The sequence below is a fragment of the Citrobacter sp. R4 genome (genome assembly GCF_026719175.1).
Classification (GTDB): Bacteria; Pseudomonadota; Gammaproteobacteria; order Enterobacterales; family Enterobacteriaceae; genus Citrobacter_A; species Citrobacter_A sedlakii.
Map to the genome: position 1 here is coordinate 385,666 of NZ_JAPPSU010000003.1, position 13,193 is coordinate 398,858.

The window sequence follows — 13,193 nt, forward strand, 5'->3', positions numbered from 1 at the left end:
TTGACCGCGTCCTAGTCGGATGAAAGGTGAGCGCGTGTTGCGTTTTTCAGGGCTTTAATTTCCTGACGACGCATGCGAAAGAAGTCGCTGAGCAGCGTCGCGCACTCATCGCGCAGCACGCCTTCAATAACCTCTACGCGATGATTCATTCCCGGATGGTGCAGCACGTCAATAAGTGAACCGGCAGCGCCGGTTTTGGCATCTCGGGCGCCAAACACCACGCGGCTAATACGGCTATGCACCATTGCCCCTGCGCACATGACGCACGGCTCCAGCGTTACGTACAGCGTGGCGTCAATCAGCCGGTAGTTCTGTAACACCAGTCCGCCCTGGCGGAGCGCCATGATCTCCGCATGCGCGGTCGGATCGTGGTGACCAATCGGGCGGTTCCAGCCTTCGCCAATCACGCGTTTGTTATGCACCAGGACCGCCCCGACTGGCACTTCTCTCGCGTCCCAGGCACGCTTTGCGAGGGTAAGCGCATGACGCATCCAGTATTCGTGGCTAAATTCAACGTCTGACAAAAGGGATACTCCGGTAATCATAGCGGGCCGCATTATACACAGTAGCTATGCTTTCAACTATTCCAGTTGCTGGAGCTCTCCGCGAGGCGTGACGCGCCAACGATGCTGGCAAAAATAGAGCAGCGGGTTGTCCTGTTTACTGTCGCTGTAGCCGCTGTACAGACGCAGCGGCGTACCGATTTGACGCTCAAGCTGCGCCACTTTTTCATGTCCCAGACAGCGCATCGTCAGCACCCAGCCGCCATAGCCGCGCCGCATCTGGCTGGCGATAAGATTGACCCGCGGTAGCCACGGCGTATCAAAATACACCTGCTCCACCAGCGACTGCGGCGAACCGGTAATCAGCCAGATATCGGCATCTGAACTGAGTAGATAGGTTGTCAGACGTTCCTGGACGAGCGGAAACGCCGTCACGCTTTCCCGAAACCAGCTCACAAAGTCTGCATGCAGCGTCTGCAGCCGCGCTTCGCTGTGCCCGAAGGTGCAGCCCCACAGCAGCAAACTCATTGGCCAGCGCGCTGCGCGCCCTTTTATCAGCAACGCGCCGGCAATGACCGGCAAAAGAGGCAGCACGAGCAGCGCGTTGAGAGGCTGGCGACGCAACAAATAGCGCAGGAAACTGCCGAACATGTCCTGCTGGTGCAACGTACCATCCAAATCAAAAAATACGACACGACGCGCGTTAGTGGTCAAACCTTACTCCTCTGGATCATTCAACGTCTGTCGTCAGGAAACGGAAACCTGACGATAACTCCTGATCTTAGCCTAACAGATAGATCGTCACTTTTCCGGCAACAATCATTTACCCAGGCGATCCGCAGACGAGTCGGCTAACGCCGCGCGTAAAAAGCCCTGATGTTGGGCCAGCTTCTCTCTCGCCGCCGTAGCGTTAAGACCGGTCAGCGCCATCAGAATAGCGGGCTTAACGTCATAGTCGGTTTGTTTGAGAAGCGCTTCCGCGTCGTCGCGCGCAATGCCCGTCGCCTCAACCACCATCCGACAGGCGCGATCGACCAGTTTGACGTTAGTGGCCTGCATATCCACCATCAGATTCTGGTAAACCTTGCCGAACTTCACCATCGCGCCAGTGGAGATCATATTGAGCACCAGTTTCTGGGCAGTGCCTGACTTCAGGCGCGTTGAGCCCGTGAGCGCCTCGGGGCCGACGACCGGCGAAATCGCGATATCGGCTTCGCGGGCAATGGGTGAATCCGGGTTGCAGGAGATAGCCACCGTCGTGCAGCCCACGCCACGCGCATACTTCAGCGCCCCGATCACGTACGGTGTACGGCCCGAAGCGGCCAGTCCCACCACCAGATCCTGTGGCTTTAGGTTGATCGCGACAAGATCGTCTTCCCCCAACTGAGGATTATCTTCTGCGCCTTCGACCGCTTTAAGCAATGCCCCCGGACCACCGGCAATCAGCCCGATAACCAGACCGTGCGGGACGCCGAATGTCGGTGGACATTCCGAGGCATCAAGCACGCCCAGGCGTCCGCTGGTCCCTGCCCCCATATAGATAATACGCCCCCCGGATTTCAACGCGTCAGCCGCGGCGTCGACCGCTCGCGCAACCTCCGGGAGAGTCGCTTTTACGGCTTCCGCTACCTGCGCATCCTGTTGATTAAAACGCTCAACCAATTTAAGCGTCGGCAGCGCATCAAGATCCATCGTTTGGGGATTGCGGGTTTCTGATACTAACGCGCCGAGATTCATATTTGCTCCTCAGGAATTTTTAATTCATATTTATTATTAATAATGGAATAGAATATTCACTAAGGCGAGCAAAATTTCAGTCTGTTGCGCCATTTCGTTTTCGGGGAGAGGTTATGAACTGTTTGATTCGTATTCGTCAGCGGTATTCTGGGTTTGCGCAGAGTGATAAAAAGCTCGCGGACTATCTGCTCACGCAGCCGGATACGGCAAGACATCTTAGCTCTCAGCAGCTGGCTGCCGAAGCGGGCGTGAGTCAGTCAAGCGTCGTGAAGTTCGCGCAAAAGCTTGGCTATAAAGGTTTCCCCGCATTGAAACTGGCGCTCAGCGAAGCGCTGATGAGCGCGCCAGCCGCGCACTCTGTGCCGGTGCACAACCAGATCCGCGGCGACGATCCGTTACGTCTCGTCGGCGAGAAGTTGATCAAAGAGAACGTCGCGGCCATGCATGCCACGCTGGACGTGAATACGGAAGAGAAGCTGATCGAAAGCGTGAATCTGTTGCGCAGCGCCCGGCGCATTGTGTTGACCGGCATCGGCGCGTCGGGTCTGGTGGCGCAGAGTTTTGCCTGGAAGCTACGAAAAATCGGCCTCAACGCGGTCGTGGAGCGCGATATGCATGCGCTGCTGGCGACGGTTCAGGCGTTGACGCCAGACGATCTGCTGTTTGCCATTTCCTACAGCGGAGAGCGCCGTGAGCTGAATCTGGCGGCGGATGAAACGCTGCACGTCGGTGGCAAGATTCTGGCTATAACCGGTTTCACCCCTAACGCCCTGCAGCAGCGGGCCAGCCACTGTCTTTATACCATTGCGGAAGAGCAGGCCACGCGCAGTGCCGCGATCTCTTCCACTCACGCACAGACGCTGCTGACCGATCTGCTGTTTATGGCGCTGGTACAGCAGGATTTAGAACATGCGCCGGAGCGGATACGCCACAGCGAGGCGCTGGTAAAAAAACTGGTTTGAGCAAAGAATGCGCGTATAATGCCCGCCCGGTTTGTGATGTTTTGAGAGTTTCCTGATGGCCCTGTTAATCACCAAAAAATGCATCAACTGCGATATGTGCGAGCCAGAATGCCCCAATGAGGCGATTTCAATGGGCGAGAGCATTTATGAGATTAACAGCGACAAGTGCACCGAGTGCGTAGGCCATTATGAAACGCCCACCTGTCAGAAGGTGTGCCCTATCCCGAATACCATTTTGAAAGATCCGGCGCATGTCGAAACGGAAGAGCAACTGTGGGACAAGTTTGTCCTGATGCACCACGCCGATAAGCTGTAACGGCTGCCTGAGACCCGCCTCCGGGCCTGATAAAACAGGATGCCGTTCGGCAAGTGAATATGCCGGATGACGGCAACGCTGCTTAACTTTCAATAATGACCGTGGCGCAGGCGTAATGGCGCTCATCGGCCAGCGTCACATGCATATGAACAACACCCAGTTTCTCTGCCAGCGCTAACGCTTCCCCCCACAGCCGCAGGCGCGGTTTCCCCAGCGCATCGTTGAACACTTCAAACTGATTAAACGCCAGGCCATTGCGGATACCGGTACCCAACGCTTTTGCCGCCGCCTCTTTCACCGCAAAGCGCTTGGCAAGAAAACGCACCGGCTGCTGGTGCGTCTGCCAAATCGCCCACTCGTTGTCGCTGAGCACCCGTCTGGCAAGGCGGTCGCCGGAGCGGGAGATCACCGCTTCGATGCGGGCGATCTCCACAATATCGGTGCCTAAACCGAGGATTGCCATTAGCCGCGCGCTTCCAGCATCAGGCGCTTCATTTCCGCTACCGCCTCTTTCAGGCCGCTCATGACCGCACGCCCAATAATCGCATGGCCGATATTCAGTTCATGCATTTCCGGCAGCGCGGCAATAGCTTTCACGTTGTGGTACGTTAAACCGTGGCCCGCATTGACCTTCAGACCGAGGCTTGCGGCAAAGGTCGCCGCTTTCGCGATGCGCGCCAGCTCCTGAGCCTGGTCAGCGTCAGTTTGCGCATCGGCATAGCAGCCGGTATGGATTTCAATGTACGGCGCGCCCACCTCGGCAGCGGCTTTGATCTGTACTTCATCCGCGTCGATGAACAGCGACACGAGGATCCCCGCCTCCGCCAGACGCTTGCAGGCATCACGCATTTTGTCGCGCTGCCCGGCGACATCGAGGCCGCCTTCGGTGGTCACTTCCTGGCGTTTTTCCGGCACCAGGCAGCAGAAATGCGGTTTGGTCTCCACCGCAATCGCCAGCATTTCTTCGGTCACCGCCATTTCCAGGTTCATCCGCGTGTCCAGCGTCTGGCGAAGAATACGAACGTCGCGATCGGTGATATGACGACGATCTTCGCGCAGATGGACGGTGATACCATCCGCGCCCGCCTGTTCAGCAATGAACGCCGCCTGCACCGGATCCGGATACGCCGTGCCGCGCGCGTTACGCAGGGTGGCAATGTGGTCAATATTGACGCCTAACAGTAATTCAGCCATGACAATCCTCGTTTTTTTATTTTCGCTTCGGCATAAACTGCCGGAATAATTCGCGGCTCTTTAAAGGTTTTCCACCAAGATACGGCTTCAGCGCCATGCGGGTAAAGCGTTTCGCGGCGCGCAAGGTATCAGCATCGGGAAACTCGCGCTCCGCCAGCGCCCGCAACTGCCGACCGGTAAAGGTGCTGTTGTCGATCACCACGCTGGCGATAAAGCCTTTTTCCTCGCGGTAACGATAGGTCATTGTGTCATCCACCGCTTCACCGCTGCCGGCGCAGTGCAAAAAGTCCACGCCATACCCAAGGTGCCCGAGCAGCGCCAGTTCGAATCGACGCAGGGTCGGTTCGGGCGTACCGGTAGCGCCCGCCAGCGCCTGTATGCAATGCAGATAGTCGAAAAAGAGGGCCGAAAAACGGGTTTCGTGCTCAAGCACGCGGGCCAGCAGTTCGTTAACGTACAGACCACTGTATAAGGTGATACCGCTCAGTGGGAGGGCCAGAGAAACGGCTTCAGCGCTGCGTAGCGTTTTCACTTCGCCACGCCCGCCAAAGCGCACTAACAGGGGGGTAAAAGGCTGGAGAGCGCCTTTCAGGTTCGAACGTTTAGATCGCGCGCCTTTGGCAACAAGGCGCATGCGACCCGACTCTTCCGTGAAGACGTCCAGCATCAGGCTGGTTTCGCTCCAGGGACGACTATGCAGGACAAATGCGCGCTGCCAGCCTTCCATCATACTCGTCGTCTGTGCAGGACGCAGGTTTAGAGGTCGTCGACATAACCGAGACTGCGCAGCGCGCGCTCGTCGTCGGCCCATCCCGATTTCACTTTCACCCACAGTTCAAGGTGAACCGGGGCTTCGAACATCTCCTGCATGTCTTTACGCGCTTCAATGCCGATGGTTTTAATCTTGGCGCCTTTGTTGCCAATAACCATCTTTTTCTGCCCTTCACGTTCAACGAGGATCAGCCCGTTGATGTCGTAGCCGCCGCGCTCGTTAGTCACGAAACGCTCAATTTCGACGGTGACCGAATAAGGCAGCTCAGCGCCAAGAAAACGCATCAGCTTTTCACGGATGATCTCAGAGGCCATAAAGCGCTGGGAGCGATCGGTAATGTAATCTTCCGGGAAGTGATGAATGGCTTCCGGCAGGTGTTTACGCACAATACCCGCGATGGTGTCGACGTTCATCCCGGTCTCAGCGGAGATTGGTACGATGTCGAGAAAGTTCATCTGACTTGCCAGGAACTGCAGGTGCGGCAGCAGATCGGCTTTTTCCTGAACGTTATCCACCTTGTTCACGGCCAGGATCACCGGTGCTTTGCCGTCGCGCAGTTTATTCAGCACCATCTCGTCGTCCGGGGTCCAGCGCGTACCTTCAACCACGAAGATCACCAGTTCAACGTCACCGATAGAGCTGCTGGCCGCTTTATTCATCAGACGGTTGATCGCACGCTTTTCTTCCATATGCAGACCGGGAGTATCGACGTAAATCGCCTGATATGCCCCTTCGGTATGGATGCCGACAATTCGGTGACGCGTGGTCTGCGCTTTACGGGAGGTGATCGAAATCTTCTGCCCGAGCAGCTTATTTAACAGGGTGGATTTACCCACGTTCGGACGTCCGACGATGGCTATAAATCCGCAGTAGGTTTTATCTTCGCTCATTCCAGCTCCAGTTTTTTCAGCGCCTGTTCGGCGGCAGCCTGCTCCGCCTTACGACGGCTCGAACCGGTGCCTACCACCGGCTCACTCAGGCCGCTGACCTGGCAGTGGATTGTAAATTCTTGATCGTGCGCTTCGCCGCGAACCTGCACAACCAGGTACGACGGCAGCGGCAGATGGCGACCCTGTAAATATTCCTGCAAACGCGTTTTCGGATCTTTTTGTTTATCGCCCGGACTGATTTCGTCCAGACGGGTCTGGTACCAGTTGAGAATCAGTTTTTCGACGGTTTGAATATCGCTGTCGAGGAACACCCCGCCAATCAACGCTTCAACGGTGTCGGCCAGAATCGACTCACGACGAAAACCGCCGCTCTTCAGTTCTCCAGGCCCTAAGCGCAAACATTCGCCCAGATCGAATTCACGCGCCAGTTCAGCCAGCGTATTACCCCGCACCAGCGTTGCGCGCATACGGCTCATATCGCCTTCGTCTACGCGCGGAAAACGGTGATACAGCGCATTCGCAATCACAAAACTTAAAATGGAGTCGCCAAGAAACTCTAAACGCTCGTTATGTTTGCTGCTGGCGCTGCGATGGGTTAATGCCTGCTGCAACAGCTCCTGATGAGTAAAAGTGTAGCCCAGCTTCCGTTGAAGCCGATTAATTACGATGGGGTTCATGCGATACCAATAAATAAATGCGTCAACAATTCAGCACACGAAACAGACCTGATACACAGGCTATTCAGCCAGCCGCAGAGCGACAGCTTTACTTGCCTGTATATGGGGAACCAACGCTGTTTCGTGTGCCGTGGCGACCAGGAGGCGCCAACCTTAAACTTCGGGGGAATATTCTATACACAACGACAAGGGATGTCGTTAGCCTGGGGGGAATTATCTAATAAATAATTCACGTTGCCGCCACATTGACGACAACGTGAACGCTAAACCGCGATCAGTGGATCCCGCCAATACGGCTTAAACGGACGCCGGTCGGCCATTCGCCTTCCTGCTTGTCAAAACTCATCCAGATTGCGGTTGCTTTCCCCACCAGATTAGCTTCCGGGACAAATCCCCAGTAACGGCTGTCTGCGCTGTTATCCCGGTTATCGCCCATCATGAAGTACTGCCCCGGCGGCACAATCCAGGTCGCCAGTTGCTGGCCTGGCTGACGGTAATACATCCCTACCTGATCCTGCGCAATCGGTACGGTCAGAATACGGTGCGTGACGTCGCCAAGGGTCTCTTTGCGCTCGGCAAGTCGAATGCCGTTCTCTTTCGTTTCACTCTGCGGTACGTCAAAGAAGCCGCTGGTCGCCTCACCGCCGTTACGACGCGAGAACGTCTGTACGAAGTCGCTCGGCTGTACGTCGCTGTAGGTCACCGGTAAAGCATTTTCGCACGCCTGACCGGAGCGACAGCCAGGCTGAATGGTGAGTTCTTTGGCAACCGGATCGTAAGTCACTTTGTCGCCAGGCAGCCCAACCGCACGCTTAATGTAGTCGAGCTTCGGATCTTCCGGATATTTAAAGACCACGATATCGCCGCGTTTCGGATGACCGGTTTCGATCAACGTTTTCTGGTAGATCGGATCTTTAATCCCGTAAGCGAATTTCTCCACCAGGATAAAGTCACCAATCAGCAGCGTTGGCATCATTGAACCTGACGGGATCTGGAACGGCTCATAAATAAACGAACGCACGACCAGCACAATCGCCAGCACCGGGAAAACCGACGCGCCAGTTTCCAGCCAGCCGGGTTTCGGCGCCACTTTCTTCAAGGTGGCTTTATCGAGCGAATCACCAGCAGCGGCCTGCGCTGCGGCCTGACGCTCCCGACGTTTTGGCGCGAAAAAGAATTTATCCACGCACCATAAAATGCCCGTCACCAGTGTGGCAATCACCAGAATCAGGGCAAACATATTGGCCATGCCAACTCCTTAAGGGTTATTTGCTGTCTTTACCGACATGCAGAATGGCGAGGAACGCTTCCTGAGGCAGTTCGACGTTACCGATCTGCTTCATACGCTTCTTACCTTCTTTCTGCTTCTGCAGCAGTTTTTTCTTACGGCTGATATCGCCGCCATAGCATTTCGCCAACACGTTCTTACGCAGCTGTTTCACGGTAGAACGCGCAATAATGTGTGTGCCGATTGCCGCCTGAATCGCGATATCGAACTGCTGACGCGGGATCAGATCTTTCATCTTCTCCACCAGTTCACGGCCACGGCTCTGGGAGTTGTCACGGTGCGTGATCAGCGCCAGCGCGTCGACACGTTCGTTGTTGATCAGAACGTCTACGCGCACCATATCGGAAGCCTGGAAGCGTTTGAAGTTGTAATCCAACGACGCATAGCCACGCGATGTGGATTTCAGACGGTCAAAGAAGTCGAGCACGACTTCCGCCATCGGGATTTCATAGGTCAGCGCCACCTGGTTACCGTGGTAAACCATGTTGGTCTGCACGCCACGTTTTTCAACGCACAACGTGATGACGTTCCCCAGATACGCCTGCGGCAGCAGCATATGACACTCTGCGATTGGTTCGCGCAGTTCATAGATGTTGTTCAGCGGCGGCAGTTTTGACGGACTGTCGACGTAGATCGTCTCTTTTGCCGTGGTTTCCACTTCGTAAACAACGGTCGGCGCCGTGGTGATGAGATCCAGATCGTATTCACGCTCCAGACGTTCCTGAATGATCTCCATATGCAGCAGCCCCAGGAAGCCACAGCGGAAACCAAAGCCAAGCGCGGAAGAACTTTCCGGTTCATAGAACAGGGACGCATCGTTAAGGCTCAGTTTGCCGAGGGCATCACGGAAGCCTTCGTAATCGTCGGAGCTTACCGGGAACAGACCGGCGTAAACCTGCGGTTTGACCTTTTTAAAGCCCGGAAGCGCTTTGTCTGCCGGATTACGGGCCAGCGTCAGGGTGTCGCCCACCGGCGCGCCGTGGATATCTTTAATGGCGCAGACCAGCCAACCCACCTCGCCGCATTTCAGTTCGGTACGGTCAACCTGCTTCGGCGTGAAGATACCCAGGCGATCGGCGTTATAGGTTTGACCGGTGCTCATGACCTTCACTTTGTCGCCTTTGCGCATGGTGCCGTTTTTTATCCGCACCAGCGACACGACGCCGAGGTAGTTATCAAACCAGGAGTCGATAATCAACGCCTGCAGCGGCCCTTCCGGGTCGCCCTGCGGCGGCGGGATATCGCGCACCAGGCGTTCCAGCACGTCGGTCACGCCAACGCCCGTTTTCGCCGAGCAGCGCACAGCGTCAGTCGCGTCAATGCCAACAATATCTTCAATCTCTTCGGCGACACGTTCCGGATCGGCAGCGGGCAGGTCAATTTTGTTCAGAACCGGCACCACTTCGAGATCCATTTCCATGGCGGTGTAGCAGTTCGCCAGCGTCTGCGCTTCAACGCCCTGCCCGGCATCCACCACCAGCAGCGCCCCTTCACAGGCGGCGAGCGAACGGGAAACCTCGTACGAGAAGTCAACGTGACCGGGGGTGTCGATAAAGTTAAGCTGGTACGTTTCACCATCTGAGGCTTTGTAATCGAGCGTTACGCTCTGCGCTTTGATGGTAATGCCGCGCTCACGCTCCAGATCCATCGAGTCGAGAACCTGCGCTTCCATTTCACGGTCAGACAGGCCACCGCAGATCTGGATAATACGGTCAGACAGCGTCGATTTACCGTGGTCGATGTGAGCAATGATCGAAAAGTTACGTATGTTCTTCATATAGAGTAATTATTGTGCCTTAACGCCCGCCGTGGCAGGCTTTGAGAAGTCGCTGTTCTGAGCTTAACGTCTGTTTAACTGAAACGCCGCATTCTACACTACAACGGTGAGGCGAGGAAATGTTCATAGAGTAAGGATAGCGGGAACGGGAAGCCGCCCTCCGGCAGAGACAGGATTAGCGACTTTCTGATGATGTGGCATCGACGCGAACAAGGCCAGGCGGGAGCGCGACATTCAGAATGACCGGCTGCCAGGATTCACGTTCAGCAAGCTGACGGGAAAAGCCTCGCGCAATCAAAAACCCGCCGACGCCGCCGAGTACCGCGCCGCTTAGCGCAGCGAGATCGGAACCGAACAGCGCCTGAAAAAGGGAAGCGAACAAAAACAGCCCCACCAGCGGCGTCATATACACCAGGACGGCAGAGCCAAGCAAGCTGGCTTCAGCAATGCCCAGTTCCACTTTCTGGCCGGGTTCCAGCGGCGTGGCGCTGGGCACAACGAGCGTGTGCGTCGTCTGCGGCCCCAGCTTATTAAGTACGCGGCTGCCGCACCCGGCGCGTGACGCGCAGCTGTTGCAGGATGTTTTCACGTCGCAGCTTACCAGCGCCTGACCATCTTGCCAGGAGACGACGGTAGCCCACTCTTTGATCATTGCATCACCCCAAACTTAATGGTGTCGGCAATTCGCTTCGCCGTTTGCGGCGGCAGTTCACCCACAATGGTGATTTCGGCGTTATCACGCACGCTGGTGCTGACGGTCCGGCGACCGGTTCGCAGCATCTGATCGGTACTGGTTGGCGTCGCCCGGTTGACGTTGACAGAGAAGCTGAACAAACCGTCCGAATAAAGACGCGATTCAATCGGCATGTTGTCCATCGTCGGCAACGGTCGGCGACCGCTGGACACCTCGCTAAAGCCCTTCGGCAGCCAGGTTGGACTCCAGTTGAATTTCGCTTTTTCACCGGCCGGAACGGAGAGCAACGGCGGCAGGTTGGCTTTCGCCAGCATCTGCATGCTGTTTCCCACGTCCTGATTAACGGTGAAAGCGATTACCCGAAATTGTTCTAACGTTTCGCCATCACGGTCAAGCAGATCGACACGCATCGGCAGCTTGGTTTCAGTATCCATCCAGACGATATAGCTATAACGGGTACCGTCACGCGCGACAACGCGAATCACTTCGCACAGGCGATCGGCGATACGGGTTCTGCCCACGGAAATGAAGTCGTAGTACGGGGCAAGGCGCTTGAAGTCGGTATAGATAAGCGATGGCAGAGAATCAACAATATAGTCGCCGTTCAGGGTGAACGGCTCAAGTCCGGGTTCGAAATAGCTGATTTCGTTTCCACGCTGGACAACTTCGCGGCGAGGGCCGTCCATTTGCAGCAGTTGGGCAAGCGGGCGGTTGTCCAGACGCGCGTGGCGATAGCGTAAAGACTCTACGCCTTGTTTTGTGATGCTGACGAACGACAGCTCGTAAGTGAGTGACTGGCTGGCCAGATTCATCTGCTGCAATAACGCCCCGGACGCAGCATTGGCCGAGGCGTTTACAGAAAAGAACAGGCTACCCGCCACAAGTGACATGGCAAACCAAAGTTGCTTCATTACTGCGATTGCGTTCCTAGAGTTTGAATTCCTGGCACCTGAACAGCGGCTTGCTGTGTTTGCGCCTGCTCAAACTGAAGCTGTTCGGAGTGCAGTCGACGTTGCAGTTCGTAATCCTGCAACATGGCATTAATTCGACGACGCTGCTCCTGTACCTGCTGCTGTTGACCACCGTTTGCGGTCGCATCAGAAGGTACTCCCAAGCTAACCGGGCTGGCTTTGCCCATCATCGGCAGTGTGTTAAACACTGGCGTTTCGGGCTGCTGGGACGTTTCAGATTGCCCATTATAGTGCTGGACGCCAACAATAACTGCAAGCGATACGCATGCAGCGACCCCCATTTGGGTAAGTTGCGCTGCCCACGGGCGCATTTTTTTCCAGAACGGCATTTTTTGCCACTGGTGCGGTGCGGGCTGGGCCTCTGGAATTAATGGCGCCGTCTGGCGTACCGGCTCATCTTCAATGGCGGCCATAACGCGAGCGGAAATATCGAAATGAAGCACGTCAGGCGTGTCACCCCGCATAGAATCGCGGATCAGGTGGTAGCCTTCCCAGGTTTTTTGCATTTCCGGGTCGTGAGCCAGTTCTTTGAGCAGCTCACTGTCCAGCGTTTCGCCATCCATTAAAGCGGAAAGTTTTTCTTTCTGCATGCCTAATACCTTTTCCAGTATCCCGCTATCGTCAACGCCTGATAAGCGGTTGAACTTTATTATCAATAGCTTCCCGCGCCCTGAAGATACGTGAACGCACCGTACCCACTGGACAATCCATGATGGCCGCGATTTCTTCATAGCTCAGGCCATCCAGCTCCCGTAAGGTGATTGCCATACGTAAATCTTCCGGGAGGGACTCGATAGTACGGAAAACTATCTGTCTCAGTTCTTCTGACAACATTAAGTTCTCAGGGTTCGAAATTTCTTTCAGCGCACCGCCACTTTCGAAGTTTTCTGCTTCAATCGCATCCACATCACTGGATGGCGGACGACGGCCCTGAGCCACCAGGTAATTCTTCGCCGTATTAACGGCAATACGATACAGCCAGGTATAAAAAGCGCTATCTCCCCGGAATGAATCCAGCGCACGATAGGCTTTTATAAATGACTCTTGCACCACATCAGGAACGTCACCCGACGGCACATAGCGGGAAACCAGACTCGCCACTTTATGCTGGTAGCGCACTACCAGTAAGTTAAAGGCTTTCTGATCTCCCTTCTGGACCCGTTCAACCAGGACCTGGTCCGTTAACTGCTCGCTCATCCGAGGTAAAGTCTCCCCAAACCAAATTTCCACGCGTTCGCGAAACGCCACTCCATTAGCTGCACTGTGAGCAAGCAACAGGTTAGAGTGTCACGTTTTTGTAAAGTTCCGTTACGCATCTGTTTTTTGAGTGTCAAGTTGTAGACGGTCATTATCTCTCATTATAAGTCTACCGAGTCTGAACAATGCACTATCTCATAAGAAATGCCCATAAA

At 55.4% G+C, this 13,193-nt stretch carries 17 protein-coding genes; 2 read left to right on the plus strand and 15 right to left on the minus strand.

Features of this window, described 5'->3' with window-relative positions; translation table 11 throughout:
* Positions 1 to 11: 11 nt before the first annotated feature.
* The 3 genes from tadA to murQ all read right to left on the minus strand — a co-directional run bounded on the left by tadA (position 12) and on the right by murQ (position 2,240).
* A complete protein-coding gene (gene tadA, locus OOJ60_RS10510) occupies positions 12 to 557 on the minus strand; it encodes a tRNA adenosine(34) deaminase TadA (RefSeq protein WP_205612523.1) in 546 nt (181 codons plus the stop codon).
* A gap of 24 nt (positions 558 to 581) precedes the next feature.
* Positions 582 to 1,217, minus strand: coding sequence for a phosphatidylglycerophosphatase C (yfhb, locus tag OOJ60_RS10515; RefSeq protein ID WP_042291490.1), 636 nt, complete (start codon positions 1,215 to 1,217; stop codon positions 582 to 584).
* Between the two features lie 105 nt (positions 1,218 to 1,322).
* Complete coding sequence (gene murQ, locus OOJ60_RS10520) at positions 1,323 to 2,240, minus strand: N-acetylmuramic acid 6-phosphate etherase (protein WP_042291493.1); 918 nt, start codon at positions 2,238 to 2,240, stop codon at positions 1,323 to 1,325.
* Positions 2,241 to 2,353: 113 nt separating this feature from the next.
* On the opposite strand from murQ, the gene OOJ60_RS10525 reads away from it, so the two are divergent.
* Both OOJ60_RS10525 and OOJ60_RS10530 read left to right on the plus strand, forming a co-directional pair.
* A complete protein-coding gene (locus tag OOJ60_RS10525; protein WP_205612524.1) occupies positions 2,354 to 3,202 on the plus strand; it encodes a MurR/RpiR family transcriptional regulator in 849 nt (282 codons plus the stop codon).
* Positions 3,203 to 3,257: 55 nt separating this feature from the next.
* Positions 3,258 to 3,518: a YfhL family 4Fe-4S dicluster ferredoxin gene (locus OOJ60_RS10530; protein WP_042291500.1), complete on the plus strand. Its 261-nt coding sequence runs from the start codon at positions 3,258 to 3,260 to the stop codon at positions 3,516 to 3,518.
* Between the two features lie 82 nt (positions 3,519 to 3,600).
* Here the strand turns inward: OOJ60_RS10530 and acpS are convergent, their stop codons facing one another.
* The 12 genes from acpS to rseD form a co-directional block, all read right to left on the minus strand.
* Complete coding sequence (gene acpS / locus OOJ60_RS10535; RefSeq protein WP_181822740.1) at positions 3,601 to 3,981, minus strand: holo-ACP synthase; 381 nt, start codon at positions 3,979 to 3,981, stop codon at positions 3,601 to 3,603.
* A complete protein-coding gene (gene pdxJ / locus OOJ60_RS10540; RefSeq protein WP_042291504.1) occupies positions 3,981 to 4,712 on the minus strand; it encodes a pyridoxine 5'-phosphate synthase in 732 nt (243 codons plus the stop codon). Before pdxJ ends, acpS begins: the two co-directional genes overlap by 1 nt.
* A 16-nt stretch (positions 4,713 to 4,728) precedes the next feature.
* A complete protein-coding gene (gene recO / locus OOJ60_RS10545) occupies positions 4,729 to 5,442 on the minus strand; it encodes a DNA repair protein RecO (RefSeq protein WP_205612525.1) in 714 nt (237 codons plus the stop codon).
* Between the two features lie 26 nt (positions 5,443 to 5,468).
* Positions 5,469 to 6,374, minus strand: a complete 906-nt coding sequence (gene era, locus OOJ60_RS10550; RefSeq protein ID WP_042291507.1) for a GTPase Era — start codon at positions 6,372 to 6,374, stop codon at positions 5,469 to 5,471.
* Complete coding sequence (rnc, locus tag OOJ60_RS10555; protein WP_042291512.1) at positions 6,371 to 7,051, minus strand: ribonuclease III; 681 nt, start codon at positions 7,049 to 7,051, stop codon at positions 6,371 to 6,373. The genes era and rnc overlap by 4 nt, the downstream gene beginning before the upstream one ends.
* Before the next feature lie 274 nt (positions 7,052 to 7,325).
* Complete coding sequence (gene lepB / locus OOJ60_RS10560; protein WP_060570473.1) at positions 7,326 to 8,300, minus strand: signal peptidase I; 975 nt, start codon at positions 8,298 to 8,300, stop codon at positions 7,326 to 7,328.
* A gap of 16 nt (positions 8,301 to 8,316) precedes the next feature.
* Positions 8,317 to 10,116: a translation elongation factor 4 gene (gene lepA / locus OOJ60_RS10565; RefSeq protein WP_042291517.1), complete on the minus strand. Its 1,800-nt coding sequence runs from the start codon at positions 10,114 to 10,116 to the stop codon at positions 8,317 to 8,319.
* A 175-nt stretch (positions 10,117 to 10,291) separates the two neighbouring features.
* A complete protein-coding gene (gene rseC, locus OOJ60_RS10570; RefSeq protein ID WP_205612526.1) occupies positions 10,292 to 10,768 on the minus strand; it encodes a SoxR-reducing system protein RseC in 477 nt (158 codons plus the stop codon).
* Positions 10,765 to 11,721, minus strand: coding sequence for a sigma-E factor regulatory protein RseB (gene rseB / locus OOJ60_RS10575; protein ID WP_042291691.1), 957 nt, complete (start codon positions 11,719 to 11,721; stop codon positions 10,765 to 10,767). The genes rseC and rseB overlap by 4 nt, the downstream gene beginning before the upstream one ends.
* On the minus strand, positions 11,721 to 12,371 hold the full coding sequence (gene rseA / locus OOJ60_RS10580; RefSeq protein ID WP_060570467.1) for an anti-sigma-E factor RseA: 651 nt from the start codon (positions 12,369 to 12,371) through the stop codon (positions 11,721 to 11,723). Before rseA ends, rseB begins: the two co-directional genes overlap by 1 nt.
* A gap of 31 nt (positions 12,372 to 12,402) precedes the next feature.
* A complete protein-coding gene (gene rpoE / locus OOJ60_RS10585) occupies positions 12,403 to 12,978 on the minus strand; it encodes an RNA polymerase sigma factor RpoE (protein WP_000003307.1) in 576 nt (191 codons plus the stop codon).
* Positions 12,975 to 13,130: a rpoE leader peptide RseD gene (rseD, locus tag OOJ60_RS10590; RefSeq protein ID WP_131729047.1), complete on the minus strand. Its 156-nt coding sequence runs from the start codon at positions 13,128 to 13,130 to the stop codon at positions 12,975 to 12,977. Before rseD ends, rpoE begins: the two co-directional genes overlap by 4 nt.
* Positions 13,131 to 13,193 lie beyond the last annotated feature (63 nt).

Bases quoted from the DNA above. Each gene is read 5' to 3' on its own strand.
- tadA (WP_205612523.1), bottom strand. From the start codon at position 557: ATGCGGCCCGCTATGATTACCGGAGTATCCCTTTTGTCAGACGTTGAA.
- murQ (WP_042291493.1), bottom strand. From the start codon at position 2,240: ATGAATCTCGGCGCGTTAGTATCAGAAACCCGCAATCCCCAAACGATG.
- OOJ60_RS10525 (WP_205612524.1), top strand. From the start codon at position 2,354: ATGAACTGTTTGATTCGTATTCGTCAGCGGTATTCTGGGTTTGCGCAG.
- OOJ60_RS10530 (WP_042291500.1), top strand. From the start codon at position 3,258: ATGGCCCTGTTAATCACCAAAAAATGCATCAACTGCGATATGTGCGAG.
- acpS (WP_181822740.1), bottom strand. From the start codon at position 3,981: ATGGCAATCCTCGGTTTAGGCACCGATATTGTGGAGATCGCCCGCATC.
- pdxJ (WP_042291504.1), bottom strand. From the start codon at position 4,712: ATGGCTGAATTACTGTTAGGCGTCAATATTGACCACATTGCCACCCTG.
- recO (WP_205612525.1), bottom strand. From the start codon at position 5,442: ATGATGGAAGGCTGGCAGCGCGCATTTGTCCTGCATAGTCGTCCCTGG.
- era (WP_042291507.1), bottom strand. From the start codon at position 6,374: ATGAGCGAAGATAAAACCTACTGCGGATTTATAGCCATCGTCGGACGT.
- rnc (WP_042291512.1), bottom strand. From the start codon at position 7,051: ATGAACCCCATCGTAATTAATCGGCTTCAACGGAAGCTGGGCTACACT.
- lepB (WP_060570473.1), bottom strand. From the start codon at position 8,300: ATGGCCAATATGTTTGCCCTGATTCTGGTGATTGCCACACTGGTGACG.
- lepA (WP_042291517.1), bottom strand. From the start codon at position 10,116: ATGAAGAACATACGTAACTTTTCGATCATTGCTCACATCGACCACGGT.
- rseC (WP_205612526.1), bottom strand. From the start codon at position 10,768: ATGATCAAAGAGTGGGCTACCGTCGTCTCCTGGCAAGATGGTCAGGCG.
- rseB (WP_042291691.1), bottom strand. From the start codon at position 11,721: ATGAAGCAACTTTGGTTTGCCATGTCACTTGTGGCGGGTAGCCTGTTC.
- rseA (WP_060570467.1), bottom strand. From the start codon at position 12,371: ATGCAGAAAGAAAAACTTTCCGCTTTAATGGATGGCGAAACGCTGGAC.
- rpoE (WP_000003307.1), bottom strand. From the start codon at position 12,978: ATGAGCGAGCAGTTAACGGACCAGGTCCTGGTTGAACGGGTCCAGAAG.
- rseD (WP_131729047.1), bottom strand. From the start codon at position 13,130: ATGACCGTCTACAACTTGACACTCAAAAAACAGATGCGTAACGGAACT.